This is a genomic window from Pontibacter sp. JAM-7 (genome assembly GCF_048548695.2).
Lineage (GTDB): Bacteria > Pseudomonadota > Gammaproteobacteria > Pseudomonadales > Balneatricaceae > Neptuniibacter.
This window is the reverse complement of sequence record NZ_JBLYIF020000002.1, coordinates 175,335-191,327: the sequence shown is the minus strand read 5'-3', so window position 1 is coordinate 191,327 and position 15,993 is coordinate 175,335. Positions and strand designations below refer to the sequence as shown.

Below are 15,993 nucleotides of genomic sequence, written 5' to 3'. Positions count from 1 at the left end.
CAATCAGGTTTTGAATTCACTCTCTATATATAAGCATTTTAGTCAGGTTTTCAAGAGAATTTGCCAAGTAAATGTAGAAGCATACAATGCCGAGTGATACCTGAAGCGGATAAAGCATGTCTGAACAAGCGTTAAACGTTGAAATTCTATACGAAGATGAGCACCTGATTGCTCTGAATAAGCCCGCTGGCCTGTTAGTGCACCCCAGCTGGTTGGCTCCCCGTGGCACCCCGAATCTGGCTTCCATATTAAAACAATACTGGTCAGCTTCGCCTTATACAGTACATCGCTTGGACCGGCCCACCTCCGGCGTCATTCTCTTTGCCAAGCATAAAGCAGTGGCGCAAGCTCTGAACCTGACGTTTGCCGAACACCGCATTGAAAAAACCTATCTTTGTGTCTGCCGAGGCTATGTGTCCGCAAGTGGTACTATTGATTACCCGCTACAGGAAGAGAAAGACAAGATTGCCGATAAGTTTATGGCGGACGACAAGCCACCGCAGGATGCAATTACGGATTACCGTTGCCTGGCGCAGGTTGAATTACCGCTGGCTGTGGGTCGTTATGCAACTGCACGTTACTCATTAGTTCAGGTGAAGCCTAAGACAGGTCGGAAACACCAGATTCGGCGGCATATGAAACATATATTTCATCCCATTGCCGGTGATACGAAACATGGTGACAACAAGCACAACACAGTGCTTAGGCAACACTATGCACTAAACCGCCTGTTACTGATGGCAACTGAACTTCGCTTTACCCATCCCGTCACAGAAGAGGAATTGCTGTTAACCGCCGGGGTAGATGCTGATACCGACAGGTTGCTCACTGCATTTGGCTGGCAGGGACGGTACCCGGTTGTCAGCCAGCCCAGCAAAGGTTTGTTAACTGTAGCGCAGGACATCGAATAAGAGGTGACCGCTATGCCGCGTCTGCCAAGCGCCATTATTTTGCTGATATTGTGCCTCTTGCCCACAGCATGGGCGGCACCCACTCAGCTTTTGCCTTATCAGGATGGAGAAATTCCAGAGCCAGACTGGTTTAAACACAGCTTTCTTGAGTTGGCGGATGACCTGGAAGAAGCATCGCAGTCGGATAAAAAGCTGTTGATTTACTTTCATCAGGCCGGTTGTGGTTATTGTTACAATCTGGTGCAGCAGGTGTTCATGGATCCAGCGTTAAGCGACTTCATCCAACAACACTATGATGTGATTGCCCTCAATCTATGGGGTGACCGTGCGGTGACACTGCCAGATGGCACGGAATTACCCGAAAAACAGCTGGCGAAGCAATGGCAGGTGCAATATACACCAACGCTGTTATTTTTCTCCGGCTCATTGGAGCCGTTACTCAGGCTTAATGGCTACCGCAAGCCGTCCACGATGGGTCAGTTATTGCGGGATGTAGCGGCACTGCAACCGGGTGAAGAACTGTCTACGGCTTTGCCAGCAGGTCGTCAAGCAGCCCGCCTGACCCCAACTAAGCAATTTGCCGACCTCCGGCCGGATACCACCTATTCCGAGAACCGCCCGGTGGCCGTGATTTTTGAGTACCCCGGTTGTGATGATTGTGCACAGCTGCATCAGACATTACTGCAGCGTGACGACAGCAAAGTCAATCTGGCCAGCTATCAAACCTTACGGGTGGACTTGAGTCACCCAGAGCTTATCCCGTTGCCTTCAGGTGAATTGCTGACTGCCCGTGCCTGGGCAACACAGGAGGGACTGGATTATTTTCCGTCTCTACTGCTGTTCGATGTGTCAGGGCAGGAACAGTTCCGGATTAATGCCTATGTGCAGGCCTTTCATTTCAATGCGGCATTGGAGTATGTCGCGGAGGGTATCTACCAGCATACGCCAGAGTTCCAGCGTTACATTGATTACCGTGCAGATCTGATGCGCGCTGAACAACAAACGCCGGTGATTACTCAATAATTGATCCATGTTGTTTTTTTTCCGTTAAGGCTATGCTCTAATCGGCGTTTTTAAAATCGACAGTGAACCGGCAGTAGATGAACAAGCAAGAGATTCAGGCGGGCAGTTTTTTGGCGCACAATACAGCCCTGCGTATCGGCCTTATTGGTGCGATGGATGAAGAAGTCGAACTGCTAAAGTGCTCATTAACGGATCGACAGGACCTGCAACTGGCAGGTTACGATTTTCATACCGGGAAACTGCACGGTGTCGATGTCATTTTGCTGAAGTCTGGTATCGGTAAGGTCAATGCCGCCATCGGTTGTACCTTGTTATTGCAGCACTTTAAGCCTGACTGCGTTATCAATACTGGTTCAGCTGGTGGCTTTGACCCAAACCTGAATGTGGGTGATATCGTTATCTGTAACGCGGTCTGTCATCATGATGTTGATGTGACTGCTTTTGGCTATGCGCCTGGTCAGGTACCGGGCTCGCCAGAGGTATTTTTACCTCACCCTGACTTGGCAGCAATTGCCGAGCAGTGCATTGCTAACATGGATGGGATACATACCTGCCATGGTTTGATTGCCACCGGCGATCAATTTATGCATGATCCGGAGCGGGTTGCGAAAACCCGCGAAGTATTTCCGAATCTGGCAGCAGTGGAGATGGAAGCTGCCGCCATTGCGCAAACCTGCTACCAATTTGAAGTACCGTTTATCATTATTCGGGCACTGTCGGATATCGCCGGCAAGTCATCTAATCTGTCTTTTGAACAGTTTTTACACATTGCTGCCAAGCATTCCGCGGAAATGATTATTTCTATGATTGAAGCGACCGGCAGAGGCTGATACAACTAGGCCCTTGCAGAATAATAAACAGGGGCCTTACTTTCATGATTACCTCGTTCCATCCACCGGCGCGTACCCTTATGGGGCCGGGACCTTCCGATGTCAGCCCTCGGGTACTAGCAGCCATGGCGCGGCCTACCATCGGGCACCTTGATCCTGCTTTCATCCAGATGATGGATGAAATTAAGGTGATGTTGAAAACCGTATTCAATACTGACAATGAACTCACTATCCCTGTATCCGCACCAGGCTCTGCCGGTATGGAAGCCTGCTTTGTTAACCTGGTAGAGCGCGGCGATAAGGTGATCGTCTGTCAGAACGGCGTGTTTGGTGGGCGGATGAAAGAAAACGTCCAGCGCTTAGGTGGCGAAGCCATCATGGTCGAAGATGCGTGGGGTAAACACGTTGACCCCGACAAGGTGCGCGCGGCTTTTAGTGCCCACCCAGACGCTAAAATTCTGGCTTTCGTGCATGCTGAAACCAGTACCGGCGTGCGCTCTGATGCCCAGGCGTTATGCGCCATTGCCAAAGAGTATGGTGCATTGACGATTGTGGATGCTGTGACTTCGTTGGCTGGGATTGAAGTCAAGGTAGATGAGTGGGGTATCGATGCGATTTATTCCGGTACCCAGAAATGTTTGTCCTGCCCGCCGGGCATCTCGCCGGTAAGCTTCAGTGATGCCGCAGTTGAACGGGTTAAAGCGCGTACCACGTCGGTGCCAAGCTGGTTCTTGGATAAAAATCTGGTGATGGGATATTGGAGTGGCGGTGGCAAACGTGCCTACCACCATACCGCGCCTATCAACTCCCTGTATGCATTGCATGAAGCATTGCTGCTGGTACTGGAAGAGGGCCAGGAAAATGTCTGGGCGCGTCACCAAAAACATCATCTGGCACTACGGGCAGGCCTGGAAGCAATGGGTCTGACGTTTCTGGTAGATGAGAGCCATCGTTTGCCGCAGCTGAATTCGGTATGTATTCCTGAGGGTGTTGATGATGCCGCTGTGCGTACTGCCTTGCTGCAGAACTATAGCCTGGAAATTGGTGCAGGTTTAGGCTCTTTGGCCGGAAAAGTGTGGCGTATTGGCCTGATGGGCGCCGCCTGTAATCAGCGTAATGTGATGCTCTGTCTGGATGCGCTGGAAAATACCCTGCAGGGTATGGATGCTCCGATCAAGCTGGGTGTGGCTGCTCAAGCAGCACTGCAAGCGTACCGTTAAAACGATTCCCCCATGCGGCTGCGTGGGGGAGTTACTTATCTTTGAGCAGTGTTTGTAGTTTCGCCAGGGTATCTGCGCTGTCCCACTCTCTGCCACCCAGAACCGTTTCTACCTTTTTGCCACTGCGGTCATAAATCAGGGTTGTTGGCAGTCCGCGAAGTCCCAGTGCGCCAAATGAAAGACCCTGCTCATCCAACAGGATGGGAAATTTAAGCTCTGTATCCAATTCCAGCAGGAAGGCGGAGACTGCCCCCTCGGTTTCACCAGTGTTGATAGCGATAATCTCAAATGGTTCACCCAGCATAGACTGGCGTAATCGCTCCATTCCAGGCATCTCTTTGATGCAGGGAGGACACCAGGTGGCCCAAAAGTTGAGTACCACGACTTTGCCTTTATAACTCTCAAGTGCAACAGGTTGCCCATCAATATCCTGAAAGCTATAGCTGAAGATATCCTTATCCTGAGCGGTTACGGTTTGGCACAAACAGCTAAGCAATAAACAGCAGACAGCAAGTAGACGGGATTTCATCGGATTATCAGGCCCAGTAGCGGTTTTCAAAACAGTGTTGAGTTTATACTCTGATAACACTCAAGTGGATTGGTTCAGGCAGGTACACGACATGAAAGTAGCATTTATTGGTCTTGGCGTCATGGGCTTCCCCATGGCCGGCCATTTGGCACGGGCAGGGCATGAGGTCTGTGTATACAACCGAACGTCAGCGAAGGCTGAGGCCTGGCAGGAGACCCATAACGGGCAGCATGCCGACACCCCGGCGGCAGCAGCCTATGAGGCTGAGATTGTCTTTACTTGTGTCGGTAATGATGACGATCTGGAGTCGGTGGTGTTGGGAGAGCGGGGCGCACTGGCTGGCATGGAGCAAGGCGCGGTGTTAGTGGATCATACAACCGCGTCTGCTGATGTGGCGCGGCGTTTGTCTGATAGTGCTCAAACGCGCGGAGTTGGCTTTATTGATGCGCCGGTATCGGGTGGCCAGGCCGGTGCTGAAAACGGTGTGCTAAGCATCATGTGTGGTGGCGATGAATCTACATATGACAAGGTAGAGCCTGTCATGAAAGCCTATGGCCGTTCCATTCAGCGCCTCGGGCCGGTTGGCTCAGGTCAGTTGGCAAAAATGGTTAATCAAATCTGTGTTGCTGGGGTATTGCAGGGCTTGGCAGAAGGGGTGCATTTTGCCAAGCAAGCGGGGCTGGATCCCTTACAGGTGTTTGAACTGATTCAGCATGGCGCTGCCGGTTCATGGCAGATGGCCAACCGGCATCAAAGTATGGTCGCCGGGCGTTATGATTTTGGCTTTGCTGTAGACTGGATGCGGAAAGATCTGAATATTGCGTTGGCAGAGTCACGACGTAATGGCGCACAGCTGCCGGTCACTGCCCTGATAGATCAGTTTTATGCTGATCTTCAGCGGCAAGGGGCAGGGCGTGAGGATACCTCAAGCTTACTGCACAGGTTGGAGTCCAATAATAACCATTAATATATTGTGGCTATTATGTTCTATGGGTTAATAGACAAACAGTATCATATGGCTATAATTCGCCGCCAAATACGATTTCTATTATTACCCTTGGGGACAGTTCTATGGATAAATACAGCCTGATTTCGGTTGCGCCAAGCCTGGCCATTGTTGTGGCCATGATTATCGGTACTTTTGTTGGAACTCGCATTCTGAAAAAAGTTATCGCCAAAGATGCCGCCGCTGCTGCTAAGCAGTAAGCATCCCGACCGGGTTGCCTTTGGTAACCCGGTGCTCCCGCCTTTTACCACGTATCGGGCACAATAAAGCCTCTATCTGTTTCAGCCCACGCACCTTTGTCAATAATACCTCGTGAAACCAATACCGGCCGAGTCTGTTGTGACAGCCAATGGTTAAATTCCGCCTGTGATATCGGGGCTTGCAACCTGGCGTGCAACCAGTAGGGTTTATCCAGGGGCATGAGCTGTAATTGTGTGTCTTGCCATAGCGTTGATGCCGATGCCTGCCTTAGCCACCAGCCTTGCAGGTGTGCGGGGTTAATCTCCGGTGCCAGTTGTTCCGGGCAGCCTTCTTGCCAGGGGTGAAACAGGTAGCCCTGCAGTAAAAGCCGCTGGCGCTGTGGTATCAGGTTGAGTTGTTGTAGAAGGTCTTTAGCCGCGCGGTGTTTAGCAAGTGGCAGTTGATGTTCAAGCAAGCGCAGGTATTTTTTATCCAGCCGGTCGGTTTTTCCCGGACCAATATAATCACTAAGTTGATCGCCTTTACCTACTCTTAGATAAAACTTTACCGCGCATTCAAGGTGGAAGATTTGCTGGTTCTGTTGGCCGATGAAGTCAAATTCGCCCAGGGTTATTTTGTCTTTTTTGACTTGTATGTTTCTTTTAAAAACAGTTATTTGAGATGACTTATTAAAAATAAATTCAACTATATTTTCATAGTAAAAACCTAGTCGGCGCGGTGCAGGGATTGCTTCATCAAGTGTTGATTCGGTATAACCGGCAGGCTCAATTAAGCCTGTCAGCCAATCGGTGGCATCGGTAATTCCACTGCCGCTTGGCAGTTTGATCAGACTGGGGCTGCGTAGAACCCATTCCAAATCTGTAGTCACCGTCATAGAATGTCTCTTTGGGTTCATTCCCGCTGATTGTCTGTCCGGCTGCCTGATTTGGCGCGGCCGGTGTGCCATTAAGGATAGAGAATAACACTATGGTAATGATCCAACACAAGGGGAACGATCTGCCCTTAAATGAACAAGAGCGCGAAGTGATGATGTCAGAATCAGACATCAACAATATTCTGGTTAACGGCGCGCAAATTTCTCTCACCAAACTTCGTCGCGCGCGCAACACCGATGCCCGACTGTGCTACTACGCCGAGATCGGTGTGTATCTGGAAGTGTCACTGTCCCGTGGTGCCGGCATTACCGAAGAAACGATGAATGCCCTGCAGGAGATTCACCGAGTGGCCACCCATGAATATATGGAAGGGCAAAAATTAAAACGCAAGGCTGCTCCTGTCTGACGTGGCTGACGCAAAACCCCAACCAGCCTTTGATGCCAAAGCGTTTCTCGCACACCTTACCCGGCGTCCGGGTGTATACCAGATGTATGATGCCGTTGGGCAGTTACTGTACATCGGCAAGGCCAAGAATCTGCGCAATCGTGTTGGTAGCTATTTCCGCAGCACGGGTTTGTCAATCAAAACCCGTGCTCTGGTCAGTAAAATCCAGGATGTTCAGGTTACTGTCACCCATAGTGAAACTGAAGCGTTATTGCTAGAGCAGAACCTCATCAAGCAATACCGTCCGCCATACAATATCTTGCTCAGGGATGATAAGTCCTATCCCTATATTTTTATCTCCGATAAGCAAGCTTATCCCGCCGTAAGATTTAGTCGCGGCACCAATGACAAAAGCGGACGCTATTTCGGGCCATTCCCAAGCGGCGGGGCGGTTAGAGAAAGCCTTAATCTGCTGCAAAAGGTGTTTCGCATTCGTCAGTGTGAGGAGAGTTTTTTTAAAAATCGCTCCAGACCCTGCCTGCAATATCAAATTAAGCGCTGCACAGCACCTTGTGTTGGCTTGATCAGCGAGGCGGATTACCGTCAGGATATTGAACATGCGGTGATGTTTCTCGAGGGACGCAGCCAGTTCCTTACACAAGCCCTGGCTGAACAGATGGAGCATGCTGCTGAAGCACTGGATTTTGAAAAAGCCGCACTGTTACGCGATCAGTTAATCGCCTTACGTCAGGTACAGGAGCAGCAATATGTTTCTGGTCTGCAGGGTGAGGCTGATGTGATTGGCTGTAATATGCAGCCCGGCGGTACCTGTATTCATATGTTATTTATTCGTGGTGGGCGAGTCATCGGTAGCAAGACGCACTTTCCCAAAGTCTCTATCGAAGAACACCCTGCCGATGTGCTCACTGCCTTCTGTGCACAATGGTATCTGAGCGGTAACCGGGATATACCGGCTTACGTGATTACCGCAGTTGAGCTTGCCGAGACTGAGCGCCACCTGCTGCAGGATGCGTTACAGCAACAGCGTAATAAAAAAGTCACCATTACCCATGCGGTGAGAGGTGATCGTGCCGGTTGGCAGAAATTAGCGCAAACCAATGCCGAGCAGCAACTCAGCAGTTTTCTCGCCAATAAACAGCAGATATACAACCGCTACCTTGAACTTCAATCCCTATTGGCGCTGGAAAACACACCGCAGCGGATGGAGTGTTTTGATATCAGCCATAGCTCTGGTGAGGCAACGGTCGCATCCTGCGTAGTGTTCGATCGTAATGGTCCGGTATCGGCACATTACCGGCGCTTTAATATCGAGGGTATCACACCAGGCGATGACTACGCTGCCATGCATCAGGCTCTTGAGCGGCGTTATGCCCGGCTTAAGAAGGGCGAAGGGCTCCTGCCGGACATTTTGTTGATCGATGGTGGTAAAGGCCAGGTAACGCAGGCCATGGAAGTGCTGGATGCACTGTCTATTGACCAGGTGATGGTCATAGGTATCGCCAAAGGTCCTACCCGTAAAGCGGGGTTTGAAGTCTTGCTGTCGGGTGAAAGTGGTGAAGAAATTGTGTTGGAAACCGACTCGCCGGCACTGCACCTGTTACAGCAGATTCGCGATGAGGCACATAGGTTTGCTATTACCGGTCACCGCAAGCGCAGGGATAAAGCGCGGCGTAAATCGGTGCTGGAAGGTATTCCGGGTGTAGGCCCAAAACGGCGGCGCGAATTGCTGCGTCATTTTGGCGGTATTCAGGAAGTTCAACGCGCGAGTATTGAAGAAATTACAAAAGTCTCTACCATAAGCCAAACCATTGCAGAAGCCATTTACGCGGCTTTGCATCCCGATCCGTGAAAGGCCTGCGCTGTAAATGAAAATCCCAAATATTCTGACGTTGTTACGCATCCTGCTGATTCCGGTTTTCGTACTGCTGTATTACTTGCCCTACAGTTGGGCAGGTTTAGCCGCTGGTGCCGCGTTTGCGCTGGCAGCAGTGACTGACTGGCTGGATGGTTACCTGGCCCGTAAACTGGATCAGGCATCGCCTTTTGGCGCATTTCTTGATCCTGTCGCTGACAAACTCATGGTTGTCATCGCGTTGGTGATGTTGGTGGAAACCTTCTCATCGCCTTGGCTGACCATTCCGGCAGTGATCATCGTTGGCCGGGAAATTGTTATCTCCGCTCTGCGTGAATGGATGGCTGAAGTAGGTCAGCGGGCCAGCGTGGCGGTGTCCAATATTGGTAAGATTAAAACGACGCTGCAGATGGTTGCGATCCTGGTGCTGCTTGTATTCAGCCCCGGCACGACACTTTCATGGGTGGGTGTTGTAGCACTTTATCTGGCTGCGGTACTGACATTATGGTCGATGATTCAGTATCTTAGAGCTGCTTGGCCAATACTTTCTGAAGATATTTGACCGCTGTAAGTGGTTAATCTTTAAGCAAAAATAAATACTGTTACAGTGTTGACATAGAACCCCCCGTCTCTATAATACGCACCACTTATCTGCACTGCGGGAATAGCTCAGTGGTAGAGCACAACCTTGCCAAGGTTGGGGTCGCGAGTTCGAACCTCGTTTCCCGCTCCATACTCGCAGACAAAGTATGAAAGGCGCGATGGCAGAGTGGTTATGCAGCGGACTGCAACTCCGTGTACGCCGGTTCGATTCCGACTCGCGCCTCCATTTCTTTGGTTCCATTCGCCCGAGTGGTGAAATTGGTAGACACAAGGGATTTAAAATCCCTCGGCCAGTAGGCTGTACCGGTTCGAGTCCGGTCTCGGGCACCACTCACTCTTTCATTAATTCCCACATAATGTAATCTAGCGCCACATATCCCTGCAAAACAAGGCGTTGCGCCTACCTATCTCAATCTATAATTCCTTTTTTTATCACGACTTATCACCTATATTTACGCTATGCTTCATCATATCTTCATCAGTCGGTTCATCAGGGGAAGCGATGGCGTACATTACAAAGCGCGGAGAGAAGTGGTTTGCGCAGGTTCAGGTAGATAATAGACGCAAATCAAAGTCTTTCCCAACGAAAGGGCATGCCAGGCAATGGGCTTTGGAAATGGAAAACCAACTGTCCAATCCGGATCAAATTGATGAATCCAGAACGCTGGCTGATCTGTTGGATAGATACGCCGAAGAGGTCACACCAACCAAGCGTAGTGCTGAAAGCGAAATAAAGCGCATAATTGCATTCAAGAAACGTCCAATCGCCTCTGAGCGGCTGTGCGATTTAAAGCGTGAGAATTTTGAGCATTACATTACTGAGCGCTTAAAGTCTGTGCAGGGCAGCTCTATCAATCGGGAACTTAATACCCTGAGCAACTGTTTCACCTACGCCAGACGCTGGCGGTGGATGACGCACAACCCGCTTGAGGATATGAAGCGACCGGCCAATCCTAAGCATCGGGATAGGCGCATTTTGCCTGAAGAGATTGAGCAGGTGCTGATTGCCCTGAATTACAACGATGATGAGCCGGTGGAACAAAAGCAACAAGCGGTTGCGGTTATGTTTCTGTTGGCCATAGAAACCGCCATGCGATCTGGCGAAATGTGTAACCTGACCAGAGAGAATATCCATCTGGATCGTAGATATGTGCATTTGCCAATGACAAAAAATGGCATGGCTAGGGATGTCCCATTGTCGAGCCGGGCGGTTGAGCTGCTTGAGAAGGTCATTGATCTGGAAGGATTGTTTAATGTCACAGATAGGCAACGTGACGCGATATTTCGCAAGGCTTTAGCGAGAACAGCTATTGAGGGTTTGACATTTCACGACACCCGGCATGAGGCTATAACGCGACTATCTAAAAAGCTTGGAGTGTTAGAGCTGGCCAGAATGGTAGGGCATAGAGATATTAAACAGTTGATGACTTACTACAACAGCACAGCGGAAGAGTTGGCGCGTAGCCTGGACTAGCGACGTTTCGCAGCCCAGGCAATTACTTCACTTGCATACCAGCAGTTACACACTTTCTTGGATGCGCCTTTTACCTCAGTTGTGGTTGTGCGCAGTGGTTTTGGAAAGCTTGGGTGCTTGCTGGTACGGTCCACAAAGTTGCGCCGTGACTGCCTCAGATAGCTTGCACACTGTTCTGAGTCCCACAAGGTGTACTCCCCAGGCTGGCTTAGCGTTAGCTTTTCAGCAATAGCCCCGGCCAGTTTCTCATAATCAATCGCTAAGTCTGTCATAGTTTTACCTGCTTACTGGTTTATCAATGGACGAAACAGTTTGGCTGTATTGCGAACCGCGTCATGCCAGCCGATCAATCCAGTCTGTTTTTGGTTATCCAGCATCCATCGGTATCTGTTTTTGTAATCGCCGGCCTGAAAAAGAAGGATGCTGTGCTCTACCGGGCATGGCGTTCTGAAATCCAGCATGATGGCAGCCATCTGCAGGCCCTTCGGAATTGGCGGATAGGCCGGCGGATCTTGAGCCAGCCGCTGTAATTCTCTGGCCTGCACCCCGAGGCGCGACATACGCTGCCGTTGCTCGTCTGTCATGTAGCGAAATGCATTTGCACTAATCATGTGCAAAACCTCCAAAAACTCTGCGGAGTTCAGTTATTACCGTGTTATATTTCGTCCCAGTCCTTGCCGCCAGCCATCGCAAAGCGTGTACCGGTTTTTTCAAGCATTGCGTGTTCCCACGCCTCAGTTTTTGTCATCAGCCGGAATCCGGGGATAGCCTCTTTCATCTCTTCATCCACAAACTTCTGAATTCGAGCCTTAACTTTTTCTTTGGATGGGTACTCGAAAATACCTAAACCAATCGTTACTTTTCCGGCCTGCTCGGTCTCATCATTTACAACAAATACTTCCATGTTGAAGTCAGCAGGGCCGTTAAAAACTAAATCTTTCATGTAATTCACCTTTAAATATAACAATCAAAACCAGTGGATCGTCACTGCGTTCCTCCCACTGTTTAGGTGGGTTATGCGCTTAGTAAGTCGCTCTCAACTAAGCTGCACAAAAAATCACATTCTGGTGCCAGTGGTTCAGTTGTTGGCTGATCCGCTGGCACTTCATCAATAAAAACTCGTTCCCCTTTGACTCTTGCAAGTCGTGCGCCGAACTTCCTAGATAGTTCAGCCATTCGATTAAATTCAGAAGGGTATTCCTTGCGCACTAATGCCCAATAATCGGGGGAAGTAGCTTTGCAGCAAGGGATGCAATTAGCATTCGGAAAGCCTTTCTCATAAACAATAGGTACGGCAATCCCAGCGCTCATCACCATTGCTAAGCATGCAGCTTTGGTTAATCCTCTATCGATTAGCGGCGTTTCTATATTCAACTCAGGCCAATTTTCACGCATCGCCTTTGCTCTGCGAACATCGCCGCTATCAGCCGTATAGCCAAAAATATGAATGTCGTCAGCTTCTTGAAATGCAAGGCGCGGGTTTACCTTTAGTTCGCTTGTGCAGGGTGCGCCAGCTATCCCGGCAATGTATTTTCTGTCCTCCCAAACCGACCAAGTATCTATGTACTTTTCAGACTGTAGAGTGATGATTTCTTGATCAAACCATTGCCGACAATCAAGCATAAATCGATTGTTATCCTTATCTTCTGCTCCTGTTTCACAGTAAGCGATAACATCCGGGGTGCTTAGCTTTGTTGCCACTGCGCTTGCCGCGCCGCAGCTAAACCAGCTTATTCTTCTACTCATGGGATCTCCCGTAATTCTGCACATAACAATCGGCTGTAATCAGATGCTCGCTGCGCCTCGCACAGCTAAGCCGTGGGTTATATTTATCCACTAATCCAATTTTGCGCAGTTGTTTGAGTAGTCCCATCGGCGCGTCTTCTTCATCGTTAAAACCAAATCAAGCTTACGCATTCTCATAACTTGCTCCTTCTCGCTTAACTCGCTCCACTCGCCTTGAGTTACACCAAGATCAAGCTTTAGAGGCATTTCATAACTATTGATAATCGCCTTAAGCTCTCTATTTTCCTGTTCTAACTTCTTCGCTCTTTTAAATATCCCGAACATGACTGTCTTGTCCCCGTGGAAAATATAACAACGCAATTAAGCGTCGACGCTCGTTGTACTCGCTCACCGGACCTCTCCGGTTACTGAAGGGTTATCCCTTCTTCCTATTCACATACCGGCTATATGAACGCCAGCACCAGTAGGTGGGTTTCATGCTGCGTATGCCTCCTGTTTGATCAGGTATGGGTTATTGGCTCTTGCGATAGCGGCCATGGGTGGCGGGCTTACGCTGTTACCACACATATGCACCTGTTCGCTTTTGGTGAACTTTCGCCCGTCATGCCCATGGGTAATGATGTAGTTATCCGGAAAGCCTTGTGCTGCATAGAGTTCATGCGGCTGTAGCATGCGCAGGCATATATCAACGATCACGTAGGGGTCGCCCTTTATCCAGACAGTCACCAGCGCCAAGCGGTCTTTGGTGGTGAGGGTGTGCATTGGGTCTGTAAGCTGCCCCCACTGACCACCTTCACCGTAATAACGCATTAGAAACGCTGCGCAGCGTAGGGCGTTTTCTTTATCTGCTGTCGATAGTTTTAGCTCTACCAGTCCATGATGCTGCCCCGCTGCGCTAATGGTATGCAGAGGTGAATCTACGGCTCTTGCATCGCAGTTGCCGCGCAGGTGGAGAAGGTGGGCAGCGATCAGTTGCTGCTGGCTGCCGGTGTTTGTAATTGTCGAAAGCGGGCAGTCTGCGGGCTTGCTATGGGTAGCGTTAAAGCCGCCATTGGCCTGAGCCAGAAATGCAGTCGCCAGTGCAAACCGATTTTCTGTAGTTTGAGTTCGCAGCGGCTGGTTGATTGAGTGGGCTCTGTTGCCTTTCACTTCTCCGCCATAAAACGGTGTCAACACTGGGCTGGCCAATGCAAACGATCCGCCCCGAGGCCAGGCTGTAATGGTGTTCAGTGGCTGGTCTGTCGGATGGATTGTTTCTGTACTCCAGTTGGCAATCGGCACAATAAACGGCTCTGTGCGGTCGATGACTTCCCGCTTAATGCCTTTCGCAATCCGGCGCAGGGTGGCTTCTGCTAATGGTCGCTTGCGGGTGAAGATGCTTTCACCCTGAATGGACCAATCAATGCACTCTGCCGCAGTACGGTAGGGCTGCTGCTTCTTCTTTTTGTCTGGCGTCGCGGTATGGGTAGGCTCAGGCCAAACAATCGGCTCACCGTCACAACGCGCTACCAGAAACAGTCGCTCACGACTGGTTGGTGCGCCAAAATCACAGGCTTTCAGGATTTGATGATCCACTGTATAGCCGAGGTTCTGAAGCGTTCGCAGAAATCGCTGCCATGTTTTGCCTTTGCGCTTTTTATCGGGCACCAGATACTGCTCTTGCCGTGGGACGCGCTCGCCGGGCAGTGCAACAGAGCCATCGGTTTTAATGACCCGCCCAGTCTGCTTGCAGCGTTTAGCAATGAGCGGTCCCCATTGGCGGATCTGTTTCACGTTCTCAAGGCTGATCACTCTGGGTTTGGCAATGCCTGCCCATTTACATACCACCCATGACAGGTCGCGGATCTCTTTTTTACGGGGTTGCCCGCCTGCTGCCTGGCTGTGATGAGTGCAATCCGGCGAGGCATGAAACCACCCAATGTGCCGGCCAGCCAATACCTGCACCGGGTCAACCTCCCATACATCAGTTTGCAGGTGTAGGCAGCCCGGGTGGTTTGCCTGGTGCATGCTGATGGCTGCCGGGTTGTGGTTGATGGCGATATGCACTGGCCGTTCAAGCCCCATCTCCAGCCCGGTACTGGCTCCGCCGCCACCCGCGAACAAATCCACGTTGATCTCGTGGTCTACCTGGTCGAGCGGCAGCCCGTACTGGGTGGTGAAGTGTGAATTGATTGCGTTCATCCTTTTTCCTTTCAAGCAGAGACTGCTGCAGATGCCGTCTATACAGGTTGGGCAGGGCATTAGGCGGCTTTCCGAATCAATTGACCCTGCCAGCCGATAGCGATCAATTCGCCTGGCACCCAAATCCCAAATGGAGTTTCATATGAGGCTGATGCCTGTTGTGCAACACGCTCCCAGGTGCATTCCATGATGGTTGCTCTGGCCGGTTCTGTGAGTGGGCCGACTGCGTACTTCCGGGTGGCCGATTCAGGTGGTGGCGCTAGTACTGGCTGCTGAGTTTCAGGCTCAGGCTGCTGTGGTTCGGCAACAACCGATGGTTTGATCTCTTCCCGAGCAGCTTCTGCTTGTTTCATCCGTTCGCCAGCAGCAATGGCTTCTGCCTTACGGCGCTCTTCCTGCTCGATTTTCTGGCGCATACGTTCCTGAGCGACTTCTTCACGCTTCAGTTCTGACGCCATGACGTTATCCAGGGCAATCTGGTATTGGCTGTCATCTGCAAACAGGAAGGTTTCAACGTGTGCCCGGGTGAGTGGGGCGGCAAGACCGGCCTTGTATGACTGGTTTTCCAGCTGCACCAGACGCATTTCGGTTTGTTGTTGCAGGGCCTTGTCAGCCTGCACGCGGGCTTTTACTTCGTTGGCAACAGAGGCCGTCAGCTTGCCTGTCTTGGTAAGAGCGGTGAGCTTGATCAGATCCTCAATGGTGGCATGCTGGAACTCTTCTTTTACGCCATGCTCGGTCCATTCCTGGTCCATATAGACGGTTAATTCAGCAAGTACCGCAGCACGAGTTTCGTCCTCAAACTTCTGCACTTGATCAAGGATCTTCTGGCGACCGTCTTTGCACATCTGGACCAGTGATTTCATCTGGTCTTCAAACATGCGGATCGGGCCAGATACCTGCTCCACTGCAGCTTTGCGCCGGGTATCGAACTCTTTGGCGTTTTTGTTCAGCTCAGTGGCCAGCTTTTTTGCACCCGGCAGGGTTTCTGCAGTCACCACTACATCGTACCGTTCCAGTTCCTGCTCCAGGCGGGCGCGAACCTCTTCATAGTTCACGCTGATCTTTGCTGGGACTGAGATTACGCTGATCTGATCAGCGGCTTCGTATTCAAGTTTTTCTGCTGCAGACATGGG

19 protein-coding genes and 3 tRNA genes are annotated in these 15,993 nt (G+C 50.7%); 13 read left to right on the top strand and 9 right to left on the bottom strand.

Annotation, left to right across the window (positions count from 1 at the left end; genetic code table 11):
• Positions 1-116 precede the first annotated feature (116 nt).
• The 4 genes from truC (at position 117) to ACFVYJ_RS03200 (ending at position 3,984) form a co-directional block, all read left to right on the top strand.
• Positions 117-911, top strand: a complete 795-nt coding sequence (truC, locus tag ACFVYJ_RS03215; RefSeq protein WP_419413748.1) for a tRNA pseudouridine(65) synthase TruC — start codon at positions 117-119, stop codon at positions 909-911.
• 12 nt (positions 912-923) lie between these two features.
• Complete coding sequence (locus ACFVYJ_RS03210; RefSeq protein ID WP_419413749.1) at positions 924-1,934, top strand: thioredoxin fold domain-containing protein; 1,011 nt, start codon at positions 924-926, stop codon at positions 1,932-1,934.
• Between the two features lie 77 nt (positions 1,935-2,011).
• The gene (mtnN, locus tag ACFVYJ_RS03205) at positions 2,012-2,764 is read left to right on the top strand and encodes a 5'-methylthioadenosine/S-adenosylhomocysteine nucleosidase (protein ID WP_419413750.1); all 753 of its coding nucleotides are present in this window, start codon (positions 2,012-2,014) and stop codon (positions 2,762-2,764) included.
• A 44-nt stretch (positions 2,765-2,808) separates the two neighbouring features.
• Positions 2,809-3,984, top strand: a complete 1,176-nt coding sequence (locus tag ACFVYJ_RS03200; protein WP_419413751.1) for a pyridoxal-phosphate-dependent aminotransferase family protein — start codon at positions 2,809-2,811, stop codon at positions 3,982-3,984.
• 31 nt (positions 3,985-4,015) lie between these two features.
• Here ACFVYJ_RS03200 and ACFVYJ_RS03195 read toward each other — a convergent pair whose 3' ends face one another.
• Entirely contained in the window at positions 4,016-4,513 is a 498-nt protein-coding gene (locus ACFVYJ_RS03195; RefSeq protein WP_419413752.1) for a TlpA family protein disulfide reductase, read from the bottom strand.
• Positions 4,514-4,547: 34 nt separating this feature from the next.
• Here ACFVYJ_RS03195 and ACFVYJ_RS03190 point away from each other — a divergent pair, with 34 nt between their 5' ends.
• Both ACFVYJ_RS03190 and ACFVYJ_RS03185 read left to right on the top strand, forming a co-directional pair.
• The gene (locus ACFVYJ_RS03190) at positions 4,548-5,480 is read left to right on the top strand and encodes an NAD(P)-dependent oxidoreductase (RefSeq protein ID WP_463254867.1); all 933 of its coding nucleotides are present in this window, start codon (positions 4,548-4,550) and stop codon (positions 5,478-5,480) included.
• 104 nt (positions 5,481-5,584) lie between these two features.
• Complete coding sequence (locus ACFVYJ_RS03185; protein WP_419413754.1) at positions 5,585-5,719, top strand: hypothetical protein; 135 nt, start codon at positions 5,585-5,587, stop codon at positions 5,717-5,719.
• Positions 5,720-5,763: 44 nt separating this feature from the next.
• Here ACFVYJ_RS03185 and ACFVYJ_RS03180 read toward each other — a convergent pair whose 3' ends face one another.
• Positions 5,764-6,594, bottom strand: coding sequence for a DUF1853 family protein (locus ACFVYJ_RS03180; protein WP_419413755.1), 831 nt, complete (start codon positions 6,592-6,594; stop codon positions 5,764-5,766).
• A 92-nt stretch (positions 6,595-6,686) separates the two neighbouring features.
• Here ACFVYJ_RS03180 and ACFVYJ_RS03175 point away from each other — a divergent pair, with 92 nt between their 5' ends.
• The 7 genes from ACFVYJ_RS03175 to ACFVYJ_RS03145 all read left to right on the top strand — a co-directional run bounded on the left by ACFVYJ_RS03175 (position 6,687) and on the right by ACFVYJ_RS03145 (position 10,930).
• Positions 6,687-7,001 carry a hypothetical protein gene (locus ACFVYJ_RS03175; protein WP_419413756.1) on the top strand — a complete coding sequence of 105 codons (315 nt, stop codon included), beginning with the start codon at positions 6,687-6,689 and terminating at the stop codon, positions 6,999-7,001.
• A gap of 1 nt (position 7,002) precedes the next feature.
• Positions 7,003-8,850 (top strand): excinuclease ABC subunit UvrC, encoded by a 1,848-nt coding sequence (gene uvrC / locus ACFVYJ_RS03170; RefSeq protein WP_419413757.1) that lies wholly within the window; start codon positions 7,003-7,005, stop codon positions 8,848-8,850.
• Between the two features lie 16 nt (positions 8,851-8,866).
• Complete coding sequence (pgsA, locus tag ACFVYJ_RS03165) at positions 8,867-9,415, top strand: CDP-diacylglycerol--glycerol-3-phosphate 3-phosphatidyltransferase (RefSeq protein ID WP_419413758.1); 549 nt, start codon at positions 8,867-8,869, stop codon at positions 9,413-9,415.
• A 96-nt stretch (positions 9,416-9,511) separates the two neighbouring features.
• Positions 9,512-9,586 (top strand) — tRNA-Gly (locus ACFVYJ_RS03160).
• A 22-nt stretch (positions 9,587-9,608) separates the two neighbouring features.
• Positions 9,609-9,682: transfer RNA gene (locus ACFVYJ_RS03155), tRNA-Cys, on the top strand.
• 17 nt (positions 9,683-9,699) lie between these two features.
• A tRNA-Leu gene (locus ACFVYJ_RS03150) sits at positions 9,700-9,786 on the top strand.
• 172 nt (positions 9,787-9,958) lie between these two features.
• Positions 9,959-10,930 (top strand): tyrosine-type recombinase/integrase, encoded by a 972-nt coding sequence (locus ACFVYJ_RS03145; protein WP_419413759.1) that lies wholly within the window; start codon positions 9,959-9,961, stop codon positions 10,928-10,930.
• On the opposite strand, the gene ACFVYJ_RS03140 is transcribed toward ACFVYJ_RS03145, so the two are convergent.
• The 7 genes from ACFVYJ_RS03140 to ACFVYJ_RS03110 all read right to left on the bottom strand — a co-directional run bounded on the left by ACFVYJ_RS03140 (position 10,927) and on the right by ACFVYJ_RS03110 (position 15,990).
• The gene (locus ACFVYJ_RS03140) at positions 10,927-11,202 is read right to left on the bottom strand and encodes a hypothetical protein (protein ID WP_419413760.1); all 276 of its coding nucleotides are present in this window, start codon (positions 11,200-11,202) and stop codon (positions 10,927-10,929) included. The two genes, ACFVYJ_RS03145 and ACFVYJ_RS03140, sit on opposite strands and share 4 nt — an antisense overlap.
• A 12-nt stretch (positions 11,203-11,214) precedes the next feature.
• Complete coding sequence (locus tag ACFVYJ_RS03135) at positions 11,215-11,541, bottom strand: hypothetical protein (protein ID WP_419413761.1); 327 nt, start codon at positions 11,539-11,541, stop codon at positions 11,215-11,217.
• A 44-nt stretch (positions 11,542-11,585) separates the two neighbouring features.
• Entirely contained in the window at positions 11,586-11,873 is a 288-nt protein-coding gene (locus tag ACFVYJ_RS03130; protein WP_419413762.1) for a hypothetical protein, read from the bottom strand.
• Between the two features lie 71 nt (positions 11,874-11,944).
• Positions 11,945-12,676, bottom strand: coding sequence for a hypothetical protein (locus tag ACFVYJ_RS03125; protein ID WP_419413763.1), 732 nt, complete (start codon positions 12,674-12,676; stop codon positions 11,945-11,947).
• Positions 12,677-12,766: 90 nt separating this feature from the next.
• On the bottom strand, positions 12,767-13,000 hold the full coding sequence (locus ACFVYJ_RS03120; RefSeq protein WP_419413764.1) for a hypothetical protein: 234 nt from the start codon (positions 12,998-13,000) through the stop codon (positions 12,767-12,769).
• Between the two features lie 150 nt (positions 13,001-13,150).
• Positions 13,151-14,857, bottom strand: a complete 1,707-nt coding sequence (locus ACFVYJ_RS03115) for a DNA cytosine methyltransferase (protein ID WP_419413765.1) — start codon at positions 14,855-14,857, stop codon at positions 13,151-13,153.
• A gap of 59 nt (positions 14,858-14,916) precedes the next feature.
• On the bottom strand, positions 14,917-15,990 hold the full coding sequence (locus tag ACFVYJ_RS03110; protein ID WP_419413766.1) for a DUF1351 domain-containing protein: 1,074 nt from the start codon (positions 15,988-15,990) through the stop codon (positions 14,917-14,919).
• Positions 15,991-15,993 lie beyond the last annotated feature (3 nt).

What these genes read in the sequence shown, in the direction of transcription:
- truC (WP_419413748.1), top strand. Translation starts at nt 117, where the DNA reads ATGTCTGAACAAGCGTTAAACGTTGAAATTCTATACGAAGATGAGCAC.
- ACFVYJ_RS03210 (WP_419413749.1), top strand. Translation starts at nt 924, where the DNA reads ATGCCGCGTCTGCCAAGCGCCATTATTTTGCTGATATTGTGCCTCTTG.
- mtnN (WP_419413750.1), top strand. Translation starts at nt 2,012, where the DNA reads ATGAACAAGCAAGAGATTCAGGCGGGCAGTTTTTTGGCGCACAATACA.
- ACFVYJ_RS03200 (WP_419413751.1), top strand. Translation starts at nt 2,809, where the DNA reads ATGATTACCTCGTTCCATCCACCGGCGCGTACCCTTATGGGGCCGGGA.
- ACFVYJ_RS03195 (WP_419413752.1), bottom strand. Translation starts at nt 4,513, where the DNA reads ATGAAATCCCGTCTACTTGCTGTCTGCTGTTTATTGCTTAGCTGTTTG.
- ACFVYJ_RS03185 (WP_419413754.1), top strand. Translation starts at nt 5,585, where the DNA reads ATGGATAAATACAGCCTGATTTCGGTTGCGCCAAGCCTGGCCATTGTT.
- ACFVYJ_RS03180 (WP_419413755.1), bottom strand. Translation starts at nt 6,594, where the DNA reads ATGACGGTGACTACAGATTTGGAATGGGTTCTACGCAGCCCCAGTCTG.
- ACFVYJ_RS03175 (WP_419413756.1), top strand. Translation starts at nt 6,687, where the DNA reads ATGGTAATGATCCAACACAAGGGGAACGATCTGCCCTTAAATGAACAA.
- pgsA (WP_419413758.1), top strand. Translation starts at nt 8,867, where the DNA reads ATGAAAATCCCAAATATTCTGACGTTGTTACGCATCCTGCTGATTCCG.
- ACFVYJ_RS03145 (WP_419413759.1), top strand. Translation starts at nt 9,959, where the DNA reads ATGGCGTACATTACAAAGCGCGGAGAGAAGTGGTTTGCGCAGGTTCAG.
- ACFVYJ_RS03140 (WP_419413760.1), bottom strand. Translation starts at nt 11,202, where the DNA reads ATGACAGACTTAGCGATTGATTATGAGAAACTGGCCGGGGCTATTGCT.
- ACFVYJ_RS03135 (WP_419413761.1), bottom strand. Translation starts at nt 11,541, where the DNA reads ATGATTAGTGCAAATGCATTTCGCTACATGACAGACGAGCAACGGCAG.
- ACFVYJ_RS03130 (WP_419413762.1), bottom strand. Translation starts at nt 11,873, where the DNA reads ATGAAAGATTTAGTTTTTAACGGCCCTGCTGACTTCAACATGGAAGTA.
- ACFVYJ_RS03125 (WP_419413763.1), bottom strand. Translation starts at nt 12,676, where the DNA reads ATGAGTAGAAGAATAAGCTGGTTTAGCTGCGGCGCGGCAAGCGCAGTG.
- ACFVYJ_RS03120 (WP_419413764.1), bottom strand. Translation starts at nt 13,000, where the DNA reads ATGTTCGGGATATTTAAAAGAGCGAAGAAGTTAGAACAGGAAAATAGA.
- ACFVYJ_RS03115 (WP_419413765.1), bottom strand. Translation starts at nt 14,857, where the DNA reads ATGAACGCAATCAATTCACACTTCACCACCCAGTACGGGCTGCCGCTC.
- ACFVYJ_RS03110 (WP_419413766.1), bottom strand. Translation starts at nt 15,990, where the DNA reads ATGTCTGCAGCAGAAAAACTTGAATACGAAGCCGCTGATCAGATCAGC.